Below are 15135 nucleotides of genomic sequence, written 5' to 3'. Positions count from 1 at the left end.
TAGGCGTTCGCAGCCGCGAAGCAATCGCTTTTCGGCGCGGGGGACTTTAAGCAGGGCCGCCATGACCTCCCGCATCCGCAACGCCTACGATATCCGCGTGGAAGAGGGCGTTCTGACGCCCGATCCGGCGCAGGCCGACGTGATCACCGCGCTGGAACGCCTCGAGGTCGATCTGGGCAAGCGGGGTCTGTTCGGAAAGCCGCCCGAGGTGCGCGGCGTCTATCTGTACGGGCCGCCCGGACGGGGCAAGTCGATGCTGATGGACCTGTTCTATTCGGCGACGCCCGAGCCGCGAAAGACGCGGGCGCACTTCCACGCCTTCATGGCCCGCATCCACGATCTGGTGAAACAGTGGCGCGAGGGGGACGCCAGGACCCGGAAGGCCGTGTTCGGAACCCATAAGGGCGACGACCCGATCCCGCCGATCGCCAAGCTGATCGCCTCGGAAGCCCGGCTGCTGTGCTTCGACGAGCTGCAGGTTACAGACATCGCCGACGCCATGATCCTGGGGCGGCTGTTCGAGGCCCTGTTCGAGGACCGCGTGGTGCTGGCCATCACCTCGAACCGCGCGCCGGAAGACCTCTACAAGAACGGCATCAATCGCCAGCTGTTCACCCCCTTCATCGACATCATCCGCCAGCGCTGCGTGGTGGTGGAGACGGCCGGGGCGCGCGACTGGCGGCTGGACCGGATGACCTCGGCCCAGGTTTGGCACACGCCCGAAGACCGCGCGGCGTTCGAGGACCTGTGGCGCGAACTGAAGGGGGGAGAGCCGGAGGAACCGGCGCACCTGACGGTGCTGGGCCGCGACGTGGTGGTGGAGCGAACCGTGGGGTCGATGGCGCGGGCGACCTTCGCCGACCTGTGCGCCCGGCCGCTGGGGCCGCAGGACTATCTGGCCATCGCCCAGCGGTTCCACACCCTGTTCCTAGAGGATGTGCCGATCCTGAGTTCGGCCAACCACCACGAGGCGCGGCGTCTGGTGACCCTGGTGGACGCGCTTTACGAGGCCAAGACCAAGCTGATCGTGCTGGCGGCGGCCAAGCCTGAGGCCCTCTATACCGAGGGGGTGGGGGCGTTCGAGTTCGAACGCACCGTTTCGCGCTTCAACGAGATGCAAAGCAAGGACTGGCTGGCGCACGTGCGGGATTGAACCTCCCTCCCAACGGGAGAAGGGAGAAAGAAAAAGGGCCGCGGATTGCTCCGCGGCCCATTGTTATTCGATTGACGCTTGGCTTAGGCCAGCGAAGAATCAATGTCCTTGCAGGCCTGCAGCAGGCCCTGGACCGAGGCGACGGACTTTTCGAACATCGCCTTTTCTTCGTCGTTGGTGGTGAACTCGACCACCTTCTCGACGCCGCCGGCGCCGATCAGGGCGGGGACGCCGACGTAGAGGTCCGACAGGCCGTATTCGCCCGACAGCCAGACGGCGCAGGGCAGGACGCGCTTCTGGTCAAGCAAGTACGACTTGGCCATGGCGATGGCGGATTCAGCCGGGGCGTAGAAGGCCGAGCCGGTCTTCAGCAGGGCCACGATCTCGCCGCCGCCCTTGCGGGTGCGGTCGACGATGGCGTCCAGATCGGCCTGGCTCAGGAAGCCGGCGGCGACGGCGTCCGGCAGGGGCAGGCCGCCGACGGTCGAGTGACGCACCATCGGCACCATGTCGTCGCCGTGACCGCCCAGGGTCCAGGCATGGATGTCCTGAACCGACACGCCGGTCTTTTCAGCCAGGAAGTAGGCGAAACGCGCCGAGTCGAGGACGCCAGCCATGCCGACGACCTTCTCCTTGGGCAGACCCGAGAACTTCTGCAGGGCCCAGACCATGGCGTCGAGCGGGTTGGTGATGCAGATGACGAAGGCGTTGGGGGCGTGGGCCTTGATGCCTTCGCCGACGGCCTTCATGACCTTCAGGTTGATGCCGATCAGGTCGTCGCGGCTCATGCCCGGCTTGCGCGGCACGCCGGCGGTGACGATGCAGACGTCGGCGCCCGCGATGTCGGCATAGTCGTTGGCGCCCTTCAGGGCTACGTCCTGGCCGAAGACGGCCGAGGCCTCGGCGATGTCCAGCGCCTTGCCCTGCGGCGTGCCTTCGGCGATGTCGAACAGGATCACGTCGCCCAGGGCTTCGCGAGCGGCCACGTGGGCCAGGGTGCCGCCGATCATGCCGGCGCCGATAAGGGCGATCTTCGCGCGAGCCATGGATGTCTCCGTTTATTGCGTGTGCGAAATGGGGATTAATCGTGCGGGCGGCATAGACCCCTCGCGCGCCTGTCGCAAGAACCTCGCTTTACGGCCTTGGTCAGGCTTGCGAAGGTCGGGCGACAACCGGAGGATTTCGATGCGCCGTTCATTCGCTTTCGCCCTGCTGCTGGCCTCGGTCGCCGCGCCTGCGCTGGCCCAGACGCCGCCCGCGACCGTCGGCGACCGCTATATCCCCGCGCCCTGGTGGATGCGCGATCCGGTCATCGCCTCGGTCGGCCAGGTGCGGGTCGAAATCCAGGCCAACCGCGCCTTCGTCTCGGCCAGCTTCCAGTCGGTGGATCGCAGCGTGACGGAGGCCTCGCGCGCCGCCGCCGACCAGGTGCGGGCGCTGAGCCAGGCGCTGTCGGCCTATGGCGCGGACAAGGTGCGGGTCGAGACCAGCGTCACCACCCAGCCCATCTATGACCAGTATCGCGATGGCGACGGGGTGATGCGCGACAACACCCGCGCCGACCGGATCGCCCGCTATCAGGCCGATGCGTCCGTGCGTGTCACCGTGCGCGACGTGACGCTGATCGAGCGGGTTTACGCCACCATCGTCGCCTCGCGTCCGACCTCCATCAGCCAGGTGAACTTCAACCTGGAGCCGGAAAACGGCTGGAAGGCCAATCTTCAGGCCGAGGCGATGAAGGATGCGCGGCGCCGGGCCGAAGCGGCGGCGACGAATGCGGGCGCCACCCTGGGCCGGGTCAAGATCATCGATCCGTCAGGTCGCGTCTGTCAGACAGACGTGTTGGCGGGTTGGCCCTCCTACGCTGCCGGGAGCGGTCAGGAGACGACGGTGGACGAGGTGGTGGTGACGGGATCGAGGGTGCAGAGGCGCATGGAATATGCAGCGCCGCCGCCGCCGCCCGCCCCGGCGGCAGGCGGACCTGGCCCCAGCGAAACGGACATCGCGGCGGCGCGACTGGCGTTGCAGCCCCCGTTGCAGACCCTGACCGACAGCGCCTGCGTCATCTACGGGCTGAACTGATGGGGTTTTCCGTCGCGCCGGCCTTCGAGGCCGGATCGGTCGCGGCCGCCGACTGGCCGCTGTGCCATGTGCGGCTGCAGGACGATGCGCGGTTTCCCTGGCTGATCCTGATCCCGCACGTCGAAGGGGCGGTGGAGCTGGAGGATTTGAGCGCGGATCAGCGGGTGATGCTGATGGAGGAGACGGTGCGCGCCGGAGCGCTGTTGCGGCGGTTGAGGCCGGTCGACAAACTTAACGTCGGCGTCATCGGCAACATCACCGCTCAGTTGCACGTTCATGTCGTGGGCCGCCGCCGCGACGACGACCTGTGGCCCGATCCCGTCTGGGGGCGAGGGCCGGCTGTTCCGTATACGGAGGATGACCGGGCGCGGCTGTTGTCCATCCTCCGTTCGTCATCCTAGCCACAAGGTCTAGGATGATGGCGGATAGTCTCAGATGATATCCAGCGGCACAGCCTGGGTCGGTGGGGGGAAGGCCTGGTCCAGCCGTTCCAGGTCCTCCGGGTCGAACTGGATGTCCAGGGCGTCCGCGTTGGCCTCGACGTGTTCGACGCTGCCCGCCTTGGGGATGGCGATGACGCCGTCGTGGCGCAGGACGGCGGCCAGGGCCACCTGGGCCGGCTCGGCCGAATGCCGGTTGGCGATGTCCAGGATGAGGGGATGCTCCAACAGGCCGCCGCGTCCCAGGGGCGAATAGGCCATCATCGGCATGTCGCGCGCCTGCATCCACGGCAGCAGATCGTATTCCACCCCGCGCGAACCCAGGTTGTAGAGCAGTTGGTTGACGGCGCAGTCCTCGGCCCCTTCGATCTGCATCAGCCGCTCCATCGCATCCAGGTCCAGGTTGGACACGCCCCAGCGGGCGATCATCCCCTCATCCACCAGCTCGCGAAACGCCTCCACCGTCTCCTCCAGCGGAATGTGGCCTTCCCAGTGCAGCAGATAGAGGTCCAGCCGGTCGACCTTGAGCCGCTCCAGCGAGCGTTCGCAGGCCAGCATCATCTTCATCTCCGAGGCGTTCTCGGGCCGCACCTTGGAGACTATGAAAACCTCGTCGCGGCGACCGGCGATGACCTCGCCCACCAGCCGTTCCGAGCGGCCGTCGCCATAAAGTTCGGCCGTGTCGATCAGGCTCATGCCGAGGTCGATCCCGCGCGACAGGGCCTGCTGCTCCTGGTCGCGCCGGGCGGGGTCGTCGCCGATCTCCCAGGCGCCTTGGCCGAGGGCGGGAACGGTCGTACCGTCGGCGAATGTGACGAGGCGGGTCATGTCCGTCCTGAGCGAAGCGTGGTGCGAACACCACCGGGAGGGTTGGAATGCGAACGCGGCTTATCAAGACCGACGGGCTTGTCCAACAGGTGCTGGAGGCCGGGTTCGACGACGACAACGCGCCGCTGGTCCTGCTGATCCACGGTTTTCCCGAACTGGGCGTCAGCTGGCGCGCCCAGGTCCAGGCGCTGAGCCAAGCGGGCTATCACGTCGCAGCCCCCGACATGCGGGGCTACGGCGGGACCGAAAAGCCCGAAGGCGCGGCGGCCTATTCAATCCTGAACCTGGTCGGCGACATGGTCGATCTGGTCCGGGCGCTGGGCAAGACGTCCTGCGCCGTCGTGGGCCACGACTGGGGCGCGCCGGTGGCCTGGCATTGCGCCCTGCTGCGGCCGGACGTGTTTCGCGCTGTCGCGGGCCTGTCGGTGCCGTTCCAGCCCCGCCGGACCAAAGGACCGCCGACGGCGGCCATGGCGGCGATCGCGAAGCGGGCGGGGCTGGGCGACCTCTATATCGTGCGCTTCCAGGCGGCGGACGCGCATCGGGCGCTGGAAGCCGATCCGGCGACGACGCTGAGAAAGCTGTTCTACGCCTATGACGGGGCGACGCCGGCGGGGCTGAAATCGACCGGCTTCATGCCTGAGGGCGTGGCCTTGCTCGACACCATCGCCGACGATGCGACCCTGCCGCCTTGGATGGGCGCGGATCATTTCGCGGAATATGTGCAGGCCTTTTCGGACAGCGGGTTCGCTGGGCCGTTGAACTGGTATCGGGCGCTGGACCTGAACTGGTCGCAGACGGCCTTTGTGCAGGATCAGAGGATCACGCCGCCCGCCCTGTTCGTGGTCGGGGAAGACGATCCGGTGCGCCACTATGCCGGAAGCGCGGAGGCGGGGCTGAAGGACTGGGCTCCGGGGTTGACGCGCTCGGTGGTGGTGCCGGGAGCGGGCCACTGGATCCAGCAGGAGCGCGCGGACGAAGTGAACGCTCTGCTGCTGGAGTTTCTGGCCGGTTTGGACCGCTAGACGGCCTGTCCCCGCGTCATCTGCTCGCGCACCTCGGCGACGATCTCCAGGCTGCGGATGCGGGCGGCGTTGTCGAAGGCCATGCCGGTGACCATCAGTTCGTCCACCCCGGTCAGGGCGATGAAGTCGGCCAACGTCTTCCTGACCGTCTCCGGCCCCCCGATGGCGGAATAGAGAAGGCGGCCTCTGGCGGCCTCGATCTGTTGCGGGGTCAGGACCGTGGCGATGTCGTCCACCGGAGGGGGCAGTTTGCCGGGCTTGCCGGTCGAGAGGCGGGCAAAGCTCTGCTGCATGGACGTGGACAGGCGCACCCCTTCGGCGTCCGTATCGGCGGCGAAGACGTTGATGGCGGCCATGGCGTGGGGCTGGGCCAGGCGGTCGGAGGGGGTGAAATTGCGGCGATACAGCGCCAGGGCCTCCAGCAACAGTTCCGGGGCGAAATGGCTGGCGAAGGCGTAAGGAAGCCCCAGTTGTCCCGCCAGCTGGGCGCTGAAAAGGCTGGAGCCCAGAAGCCAGATCGGCACGCGCAGGCCGGCGCCGGGCACGGCGCGGACGGGCTGGTTCTCGGCCGCCGGCTCGAACCATTGAATCAGTTCGACCACGTCGCGCGGAAACTGGTCGGCGCCTTCGAAATAGCGACGCAGAGCACGGGCGGTGGCGCCGTCCGTGCCGGGCGCGCGGCCCAGGCCCAGGTCGATCCGGTCGGGGAACAGGGTCTCCAGCGTGCCGAACTGTTCGGCGACGACCAGAGGCGCATGGTTGGGCAGCATGACGCCGCCCGAGCCGACGCGGATGCGCTGCGTTCCGGCCGCCACATGGCCGATGACGATGGCGGTCGCCGCGCTGGCGATGCCGGGCATATTGTGGTGTTCGGCCAGCCAGAACCGCCGGAAGCCCAGGCGGTCAGCGGCCTTGGCGAAGGCTAGGGTCTCGTCGAGGGCGCGGCGGGCGTCGCCGCCTTCGACGATAGGCGACAGGTCGAGGACTGAGAACGGGATCATGACGCCTAGATCGGGGCTGGCGCGCGGCGTTCAAGAGCGAGCGCGCGGGAACCGCAACGGCGTCGGGCGCTTTAAATCGTCTCCACCATGAAAGAGCTGCGCCATGACGGACGCCGACCCCACCCCGCCCGAAAACGCGAAATCCGAAGCCGAGTGCGACGACGCGCGCGAAGCCGCCGACATGGGCGAGCGCCCGGACCTGGGCCATAAGGCCGACACCCTGATCGACGCCCTGGACGGCAGCGATTCGGGCTCCGACACCCGCGCGGGCTCGTTGCGCGGCGGATCGGCCGGCGGTTCGGACGACGACCCGGATTCGCGCAAGATCAACGAGACCCTGGCCGAGGAAGGCCGGTCCGAGGCCGATCCCGATTCGCCATCGGACGCCGGACCGGACGCAATCGCGGGTTCGGGACGGGATTTCGAAGGCGCTGGCGGCGATCCGGCCGAGGGCGGTCGCAAGGAATAGGCGCGCCACGCCTTGCCGCCGCCGCAAGCCTGCGCCACGGTGGCGCTTAGACCCTTTGGTCCAGGGACGCTTCTTCGATGATGCTTCGTTTGGCGGCGGTTTCCGCCGTTGTTCTGTTCGGCCTCGCTGGCTGCGACCGGGCGAACGCCCCGGCTAAACCTTCCGCCACGGCGGAAACGGCCGCGCCGGCGGTCCCGCCCAAGACGGCGGAGGCAGGATCCGCCGCAGCCGTGGGGGCGCGTGCGCCAGCCGCAGAGCCCGCGCCTGCCGCTCCGGCGTTCGCCCCCCTGTATCCCGGCGCCCGGATCGACGGCGCGCCCCTGGCGGCTGACGGCGCGGCCGGGCCGGGCGGCCTGGTCACCTTCACCACCGACGCCTCGCCGGACGAGGTTGTGGCCTTCTACCGCCAGCGAGCCGAGGCCGCCGGGCTGAAGTCGGTGACGGGCATGAATCAGGGCGAGGCGCGGGCCTATGGCGCGGCCGGCGACGCCGCCGACGGCCCCTCGCTACAGGTCGTCGCGGCCCCCAGCCCCGACGGCGCAACCTCGGTGCATATGAACTGGAGCGCCGGGTCGTGATCGGACGCGCGGCGCGGCTGGCGGCAGGGGCGGGCGCCGTCCTTGTCCTGGCCGCCTGCGCCGGATCGCCGAAGTCGGTCGTGACGATGCCGAAGGACGGCTATCTGTCGGCCGCCGTGCTGTCGGACATGGCCGCCGCCGTCCCCGCTCCTCCGACGCCGGGTTCGACCCAGGATGTGGCGGACAAGACGGCTTCGGCCCGCTACGCGGCGTTGGAGGACGGCGACCGCTGGCTGCTGGCCACCTCCCACGCCGAGGTGCGGCCGCCGCTGGCGCTGCAGCATTTCGACTGCGCTCTGGGGGTCCGGCTGGGCTCGGCCGAGACGCCGGCGCTGGACCGGATGATGAGCCGCGTCTTCCATGACGCCGCCAGCGTGGCCGAACAGGTCAAGGCGCGTCAGATGCGCCCCCGTCCGATCGCGGACGATCCCCAGCGCCGCGCCTGCCAGACCCTGGACGCGGCCGCGCGCCGCAGCGGCTCCTATCCGTCGGGCGGCGCGGCGGTCGGCGTGGCCTATGGCGAGGCGTTCGCGGCGCTGGAGCCGGATCGCGCCGAGGCCGTGCGCCGGATCGGACATGAAATCGGGATCAGCCGCCTGGTCTGCGCCATGCACTATCCCAGCGACGTGGCGGCGGGCGAGACGATCGGCCGTCAGGTCGCCGCCCAGGCCATAGCCGACCCTGCCTTCCAGGCGGATATGGCGGCGGCGCGCGCCGAACTGGCGGCCGCCCGCCGCACGGGCCTGACCAATCCCGGATGCGCGGCCGAGCGGGCGGCCCTGGCGACCGTCCTGCCCTGAGATGGCGGGCTGGTTCGCCCTGGCGGTCGCGCTCCAGTCCGCCTCGGACTTGCCCGCCGCCCGACCCTGCACGGCGCAGGAGTTGGCGGACCTGATCACGCCCTCGGGCCAGCCCTATCGCCTGGCCTGCCAGGCCGACACAGGCGGGCGCGACATTCGCCGTCGGGTGTTGATCGAGGGCCAGGCTGCGTCCGGCGCCGCGCTGGATTGCGGCGGGGGCGAGATCCGCGCGCCGGGCCAGGCGACCACCGGCGCCCCGACCGTGGCCGTCTGGTCGCACCGCCAGGGCGACGGCTGGTCCAGGCCCAGCGATGTGGCCATCCGCAACTGCGGCGTCGCGGGCAATGTCCGCATCTGGGGCATGGGGGCGGGCGGGTCGATGCGGGACCTGCTGGCCTCGTCGCGCACGGCCGGGCATACACTGGCGGCCCAGTCGGCCGCGCCGATCAGGGTGGTGCTGGACCGGGTGCGGTTTCAGGGCGTGGGAACCATTCCCCTCTATGTCGGGCCGGGGGTCACGCAGACCACGGTGACGCGGTCGCGCTTTTCCGGCCGATCAACGTCGGTGGCCATCTATCTGGACGCAGAGAGCGCCGGCGCCCTGATCCAGGACAACGATTTCGACATTCGCACCGGGCGCGAGCAGATCGCCGTGGACGGATCGGGCGCCAACCGCATCGTCGGCAACCGGCTGGCGCTGGACGGTCGCGGCGGGGTCTTTCTGTACCGCAACTGCGGCGAGGATGGGGTGATCCGCCACCAGACGCCCTCCTATAATCGGATCACGGACAATGTCTTCACCGGCGCCGGCTGGTTCAGGCCCCGCGCGGTGGTGATCGGGTCGCGCGAGGGGCGCAGGTCCTATTGCGGTGACGACCGGGGCTGGCCCTTCGGGTCCAGCATCGACGACGGGGACGGCGCCACGGGCAATCTGACGGCGCGCAACAGCGTGCGTCGCTGATCGGCTCGCCCCTTGCGCCGGTCGTCCGCGCAGGGCTGACTGGACCGATCGCGATCAGGGGGACAAGACGATGCGGCTGATCCTGTTGTTCACGGCGCTGGCTGTCGCCCTGGGTCTGGCCGTGATCGCCAGTCAGACGCCCGCGCCGCGGCCGGTCTCGACCCCGGTCGAAGCCTTTTCCGCCGCGCGGGCGATGGCCGATGTGCGCGAGATCGCCCGCGCGCCACATCCAGTCGGGTCCGACGACCACGCGCGGGTCCAGGCCTATCTGATGCAACGGATGACAGCCCTGGGCCTGGCGCCCAGGATACAGACCGGCCCCCTGTCGCCAGGGGCTGTGCAACGGCTGGAGCGCGAGGGGCGAAGCCCTCACGGGTTGGCGGCGGCCAACATCGTCGGCGTCCTGCCCGGCCGCGACCCCGACCGGCCCGCCGTCCTTATGATGGCCCATTACGACAGCGTGCCCGGTTCGCCCGGTGCGGCCGACGATGCGACGGGCGTGGCGGCCATTCTGGAGGCGGTGCGGGCGATCAAGGCGCGCGGCGGGGCGGACCGCGATCTGATCGTCCTGCTGACCGACGCCGAGGAACTCAATCTGGACGGTGCGCGGACGTTCTTCGCCGCCCATCCGTGGCGCGACCGGATCGGGGCCGTCGTCAATCTGGAGGCGCGGGGCGGCGGCGGTCGGGCCATGATGTTCGAGACAGGGCCGGGCAACGCCGGCGTCATCGCTGACTATGCGCGGGCCGCCGGCGCCGTGACGGGCGGCCCGTCCAGCAACGCCTTGGCGATCTTCGTCTATCGACTGATGCCGAACGGCACCGACTTCACCGTGACGGCGGCCAAGGGGCTGGCGGGGATCAATCTGGCCTTCATCGGGCGGCCGGATCAGTATCATTCGCCCGCCGCCACGCCGGACGCCCTGGATCAGGGCAGTCTGCAGCATATCGGATCGCAGGCGCTGGAGGTGGCTGACGCCTGGCTGCGCGCCCCGACGCTGCCCCAGGCGACACAGAACGCCGTCTATGCCGACCTGTTCGGCCTGGCGGTCGTGCGGCATCCGCCGGTCGTGGGGTGGGTCCTGCTGGCCATCGCCGCCCTGGCGACCGGCTTGGCGGTCTGGCGGGTGCGTCGCGTTCAGGGCTTGAAGGTGGGCGCGGTCTTGGGCGGCGCGGCGGACGGCCTGTGGCTGCTGGCCGCCGCCGTGGTCGCGGGCCAGGCGGTGCGGGTGCTGGCCGGACCGTTGGGCGGACGGGTTCAGTCGCCCGAGACCTATTACACCCTGCTGCGGCGTCTGCCGGCGCTGGAGATCGGCGTGGCGCTTGCCTTGTCGGGCCTGGCGCTGCTGCTGATTGCGGGGCGCGCCGGCGGGCGGACGGTCGCGTTTGGCCTGGTCGCGGCGGCGGCGTTGACGACCGTCCTCGCGGGTGTCGATCCGGTCGTCCTGGGCGCGGCGGCCGTCGCGATCGGTCTCAGCCTGTGGCCGCGCGCGGCGGAGGAAACGCCCTGGGGCGGGTGGCTGGGCTTGATCGGCCTAGTGCTGGTTCTGGGCGTCGCCGTCCAGGCCGTGGCGCCCGAGGCCGCCTTCCTGCTGATCTGGCCCGCCCTGATCGCCGCCGTGACGGCCGCGACCGCGGCCCTGATCTCCGCGCGTCTGACCACCTGGACCGTCCTGATCCCGGCGGCGCTGGCGACGGCCGTCGTCGGCGGGTGGCTGCTGGTGCAGGGACATGGCGTGTTTATGGGCGTCGGCATGGACCTGCCGGGTGTTCTGGGCGTGATCGCTTTGCTGATCGTGCCCCTCTGCCGACCACTGTCGCCTGGCGCCGCTGGCGGCATCCGGGCGTTGAGCCGGATTGCGGGAGGGTTGGTCGTGGCGGCGATGGTCGCCGGGCTGGGCGCGCGACTGATCGCCTGACTTGGATGCGTCAGAAACGGTCGTGTTCGATTTTATGTTCTCGTTTTGATCGAGAGAACATCTTGTGAACTAGAACAAACCGTGCCCATAGTCGGCCTCACGAAACGGGGGCGGGTCCAGGCGGGTCTCTCCCAAGCTTAATGACGGGAATCATGGCAAGGGAGACGAAGGCAATGGCTTCGCAGGCGGCATTGAAATTGGTGGGCAAGGACGACGGCGACAAGCAGCGCGCCCTGGAGGCGGCGATCGCGCAGATCGACCGCGCCTTCGGCAAGGGCTCGGTGATGAAGCTCGGCAAGGCCGGGCAGGTGAACGAGATCGAGAGCGTCTCGACCGGCTCGCTGGGTCTGGACATGGCCCTGGGCATCGGCGGCCTGCCGGTCGGGCGGGTGATCGAGGTGTTCGGCCCTGAGTCGTCCGGCAAGACGACCCTGGCCCTGCACACGGTCGCCGAGGTGCAGAAGAAGGGCGGGGTCGCCGCCTTCGTCGACGCCGAACATGCGCTGGACCCGGTCTATGCCCAGAAGCTGGGCGTCAATCTGGACGATCTTCTGGTGTCGCAGCCGGACGCCGGCGAACAGGCGCTGGAGATCGTGGACACCCTGGTCCGTTCGGGGGCTGTGGACATCGTGGTCGTGGACTCCGTCGCCGCCCTGACCCCGCGCGCCGAAATCGAGGGCGAGATGGGCGACAGCCTGCCGGGCCTGCAGGCGCGCCTGATGAGCCAGGCGCTTCGCAAGCTGACGGCCTCCATCTCCAAGTCTAAGTGCATCGTCCTGTTCATCAACCAGATCCGTCACAAGATCGGCGTCATGTACGGCAGCCCCGAGACGACGACGGGCGGCAATGCGCTGAAGTTCTACGCCTCGGTGCGTCTGGACATCCGCCGCACCGGTGCGATCAAGAACCGCGACGAGGTGGTCGGCAACACCACCCGGGTCAAGGTGGTCAAGAACAAGGTCGCCCCGCCGTTCCGCGAGGTCATCTTCGACATCATGTACGGCGAGGGCATCTCCAAACTGGGCGAGGTCATCGACCTGGGCGTCAAGGCCGGAGTGATCGAAAAGGCCGGCAGCTGGTTCAGCTATGACTCCACCCGGATCGGCCAGGGCCGCGAGAATGTGCGCGAGTTCCTGAAACAGAACCCCGACATCGCCGCCTCCATCGAAAAGGCCGTGCGCCAGTCCACCAACAAGATCGCCGACGACATGCTGGGCGCGCCCGAGCCGGACGAAGGCCAGGATCTGGAAGGCTGACGCCAGAACGAGGGGCTGGGCGCGGTCGGGCGGGCTTTGAGCGTTCGCTTCGGCTGCGGCCCGGTCTTTTCACCGCTACTCCGTCGCCCCTAGCGACCCGCCACCGACCCCGCGAAGGGCGGCGGAGCGACCCGCTCGACCTCGTGTCGGGCGGGTCTTTTTCTTTTTTGGATTAGCAGGGTTCGCGGGACTTGAGTTCGATTGTTCAACCTATCCGCTCATCTCAGCGAAAGCCGGGACCCAGTGCTTTGGCAGATACGGCTTGTGCATTGGCCGGGGCAATCGATCCAACGCACTGCTGAGCGACAGAACTGGGTCCCGGCTTTCGCCGGGATGAGCGGGAGAGAGGTAGCGCTCAAACCAAAACGGGCGGCCCGAAGGCCGCCCGTTCCGTAGACCAGCGATGTCCGAGACCGATCAGGCGGCGGCCTTCTCCGGGGCGAACTTGCCGTAGAAGGTCTCGTTCTTGGCGGCCATGTCGCGCAGCAGCTGCGGGACCTTGAAGCGGTCGCCGTACGACGCCGCCAGACGGTCCGCCGTCTCGACGAACTTGGCCAGGCCGATGCCGTCGATGAAGCTGATCGGGCCGCCGGTCCAGGGCGCGAAGCCCCAGCCCAGGATGGCGCCCAGGTCCGCCTCACGCGGGTCGTCGATGACGCCCTCTTCCCAGCAACGCGCCACTTCGACGGCTTGGCGATACAGCAGGCGCGTTTTCAGCTCGTCGATCTGGGCGAATGCGGTCGGCTCTTCCGGCTGGTCGATGCCCTTGGTGACGGGCGCCAGGTCGGACAGACCCTTCCAGAGCGTCTTGGGCTTGGTGTCGTAGTCGTAGAAGCCCTTGCCGTTCTTGCGGCCGAAACGTCCCCCCTCGACCATCTTGGCGACGATGTCGGCGCCTTCCGACGGGACGTATTTGTCACCCAGGTCCAAAGCCGTCTGTTTGGCGATCTTGTAGGACAGGTCCAGGGCGACGTCGTCGTGCATCTCCAGCGGGCCGCGCGGCATGCCGGTCATCCGGCCGACATTGTCGATCAGGGCCGGGCCGTAACCCTCCTCCAGCATCGCCATGCCCTCCATCAGGAAGGTGGAGAAGCAGCGCGAGGTGTAGAAGCCGCGGCTGTCGTTGACGACGATCGGCGTCTTCTTGATCTTCAGCACATAGTCCAGCGCCTTGGCGATGGCGGCTTGACCCGTCTTTTCGCCCAGGATGATCTCGACCAGCATCATCTTGTCGACCGGCGAGAAGAAGTGGATGCCGATGAAGTCTTCAGGGCGGACCGAGGCCTCGGCCAGACCGGTGATCGGCAAGGTCGAGGTGTTGGAGCCGAACACGGCCCCCTCGGCCAGTTGCGCCTCGGCGCGCTTGGTCACATCGGCCTTGATCTCGCGGTTCTCGAACACGGCCTCGACGACCAGGTCCGAACCCTTGATCAGATCATAGTCGGTGGTCGCCGTGACGGAGCCGAGCAGGGCGTCGTACTTCTCCTGCGTCAGCTGACCGCGCGACAGACGCTTCTTCAGCAACTCCTCGACATGGGCCTTGCCCTTGTCGGCGGCTTCCTGGGTCTGGTCGATCAGGATGGTCTCGATGCCGGCCAGCGCCTGCACATAGGCGATGCCGGCGCCCATCATGCCGGCGCCGATGACCGTGACCTTCTTGGGATCGGACTTGGGCACGCCAGCAGGCCGCACGGCGCCCTTGTCCAGTTCCTGCTTGGACAGGAACAGCGAACGGATCATGGCCTGGGCCTGGGGCGTCATCAGGGTCTTGATGAAATAGCGCGTCTCGATGCGAAGCGCGGCGTCCATCGGAACCTGCGTGCCTTCGAACACGGCCTTCATCAGGTTCACCACGGCCGGATAGTTGCCGTAGGACTGTTTGCGCAGCATGGCGTTGCCGACCATGAAGTTCTGGATGCCCGCCGGATGGAAGGGACCGCCGCCGGGCAGTTTGAAGGACTTTTCGTCCCACGGCTGCATCGCCTTGCCGCCATTCTTGATCCAGGCCTTGGCCGCCTCGACCGACTGGCCCTTCTCGACCACTTCGTGGACGATGCCGGCGCCCTTGGCGTCGTTGGGACGGAAGGACTTGCCCTCGCTCATGGCCATCATGGCGTTCTGGACGCCGACCAGGCGCGTCAGGCGCTGGGTGCCGCCGCCGCCGGGGAACAGGCCGACCTTGATCTCGGGCAGGCCCAGCTGAATCTTGTTGTCGTTTTCCACCACGCGATAGTGGCAGGCCAGGGTGAACTCCAGCCCGCCGCCAAGGGCCAGGCCGTTGATGGCCGCCGCAATCGGCTTGCCCGAGGTTTCCAGCGCTCGGAAGGCGCCGTTCAGCGTCCAGCCGGCGTCGAACGCCTTTTGCAGGTCGCCCCCGCCCGCCAGCATGCCGCCCGCCATGTCGCCCAGGTCCGCGCCGGCGCAGAAGCCCGACGCCTTGCCCGAGGTGATGACCGCGCCCTTGATGGCGTCGTCGGTCTTGATGCGTTCGACCAGTTGCGGGACCTCTGCGATCACCTTGCCGGTCAGGGTGTTCATCGAACGGCCTGGCACGTCGAAGGTGACCAGGGCGATGCCGTCGGCGTCGACGTCGATCTTGAAGTTTTCCATAGTCTTTCGCTCCC

General features: G+C 68.5%; 14 protein-coding genes. 10 read left to right on the top strand and 4 right to left on the bottom strand.

All coding sequences use genetic code 11. The features are described 5' to 3' along the window. Positions 1-61: 61 nt before the first annotated feature. Positions 62-1153 carry a cell division protein ZapE gene (gene zapE, locus ACYX4P_RS00725; RefSeq protein ID WP_248120948.1) on the top strand — a complete coding sequence of 364 codons (1092 nt, stop codon included), beginning with the start codon at positions 62-64 and terminating at the stop codon, positions 1151-1153. A gap of 83 nt (positions 1154-1236) precedes the next feature. Here zapE and mdh read toward each other — a convergent pair whose 3' ends face one another. Next, positions 1237-2199 (bottom strand): malate dehydrogenase, encoded by a 963-nt coding sequence (mdh, locus tag ACYX4P_RS00720; RefSeq protein WP_248120946.1) that lies wholly within the window; start codon positions 2197-2199, stop codon positions 1237-1239. Between the two features lie 139 nt (positions 2200-2338). Here mdh and ACYX4P_RS00715 point away from each other — a divergent pair, with 139 nt between their 5' ends. Beyond that, positions 2339-3235: an SIMPL domain-containing protein gene (locus ACYX4P_RS00715; RefSeq protein ID WP_248120944.1), complete on the top strand. Its 897-nt coding sequence runs from the start codon at positions 2339-2341 to the stop codon at positions 3233-3235. After that, positions 3232-3636, top strand: coding sequence for an HIT domain-containing protein (locus ACYX4P_RS00710; RefSeq protein ID WP_374321947.1), 405 nt, complete (start codon positions 3232-3234; stop codon positions 3634-3636). Before ACYX4P_RS00715 ends, ACYX4P_RS00710 begins: the two co-directional genes overlap by 4 nt. Before the next feature lie 30 nt (positions 3637-3666). On the opposite strand, the gene ACYX4P_RS00705 is transcribed toward ACYX4P_RS00710, so the two are convergent. Further along, positions 3667-4503, bottom strand: a complete 837-nt coding sequence (locus ACYX4P_RS00705) for an aldo/keto reductase (RefSeq protein WP_292048199.1) — start codon at positions 4501-4503, stop codon at positions 3667-3669. A gap of 47 nt (positions 4504-4550) precedes the next feature. Here ACYX4P_RS00705 and ACYX4P_RS00700 point away from each other — a divergent pair, with 47 nt between their 5' ends. Further along, complete coding sequence (locus ACYX4P_RS00700) at positions 4551-5528, top strand: alpha/beta fold hydrolase (RefSeq protein WP_248120938.1); 978 nt, start codon at positions 4551-4553, stop codon at positions 5526-5528. On the opposite strand, the gene ACYX4P_RS00695 is transcribed toward ACYX4P_RS00700, so the two are convergent. Beyond that, a complete protein-coding gene (locus ACYX4P_RS00695; RefSeq protein ID WP_248120935.1) occupies positions 5525-6529 on the bottom strand; it encodes an LLM class flavin-dependent oxidoreductase in 1005 nt (334 codons plus the stop codon). The two genes, ACYX4P_RS00700 and ACYX4P_RS00695, sit on opposite strands and share 4 nt — an antisense overlap. A 103-nt stretch (positions 6530-6632) precedes the next feature. Here ACYX4P_RS00695 and ACYX4P_RS00690 point away from each other — a divergent pair, with 103 nt between their 5' ends. The 6 genes from ACYX4P_RS00690 (at position 6633) to recA (ending at position 12511) form a co-directional block, all read left to right on the top strand. Next, positions 6633-6998 (top strand): ribonuclease, encoded by a 366-nt coding sequence (locus ACYX4P_RS00690; protein ID WP_248120932.1) that lies wholly within the window; start codon positions 6633-6635, stop codon positions 6996-6998. A 77-nt stretch (positions 6999-7075) separates the two neighbouring features. Then, positions 7076-7576 carry a hypothetical protein gene (locus ACYX4P_RS00685; RefSeq protein WP_248120930.1) on the top strand — a complete coding sequence of 167 codons (501 nt, stop codon included), beginning with the start codon at positions 7076-7078 and terminating at the stop codon, positions 7574-7576. Further along, positions 7573-8376 (top strand): phosphatase PAP2 family protein, encoded by an 804-nt coding sequence (locus tag ACYX4P_RS00680; protein ID WP_248120928.1) that lies wholly within the window; start codon positions 7573-7575, stop codon positions 8374-8376. Before ACYX4P_RS00685 ends, ACYX4P_RS00680 begins: the two co-directional genes overlap by 4 nt. Position 8377: 1 nt before the next feature. Then, positions 8378-9337: a right-handed parallel beta-helix repeat-containing protein gene (locus ACYX4P_RS00675; RefSeq protein ID WP_248120925.1), complete on the top strand. Its 960-nt coding sequence runs from the start codon at positions 8378-8380 to the stop codon at positions 9335-9337. A 70-nt stretch (positions 9338-9407) separates the two neighbouring features. Then, entirely contained in the window at positions 9408-11255 is a 1848-nt protein-coding gene (locus ACYX4P_RS00670) for a M20/M25/M40 family metallo-hydrolase (protein WP_248120923.1), read from the top strand. 173 nt (positions 11256-11428) lie between these two features. Then, complete coding sequence (recA, locus tag ACYX4P_RS00665; protein ID WP_248120921.1) at positions 11429-12511, top strand: recombinase RecA; 1083 nt, start codon at positions 11429-11431, stop codon at positions 12509-12511. 417 nt (positions 12512-12928) lie between these two features. Here the strand turns inward: recA and ACYX4P_RS00660 are convergent, their stop codons facing one another. Next, entirely contained in the window at positions 12929-15121 is a 2193-nt protein-coding gene (locus ACYX4P_RS00660; protein WP_248120919.1) for a 3-hydroxyacyl-CoA dehydrogenase NAD-binding domain-containing protein, read from the bottom strand. Between the last annotated feature and the right edge of the window lie 14 nt (positions 15122-15135).

Source organism: Brevundimonas sp. ABV4_179, assembly GCF_056311945.1.
The sequence above is the reverse complement of the archived record's forward strand: the minus strand, read 5'-3'. Positions and strand labels throughout refer to the sequence as shown.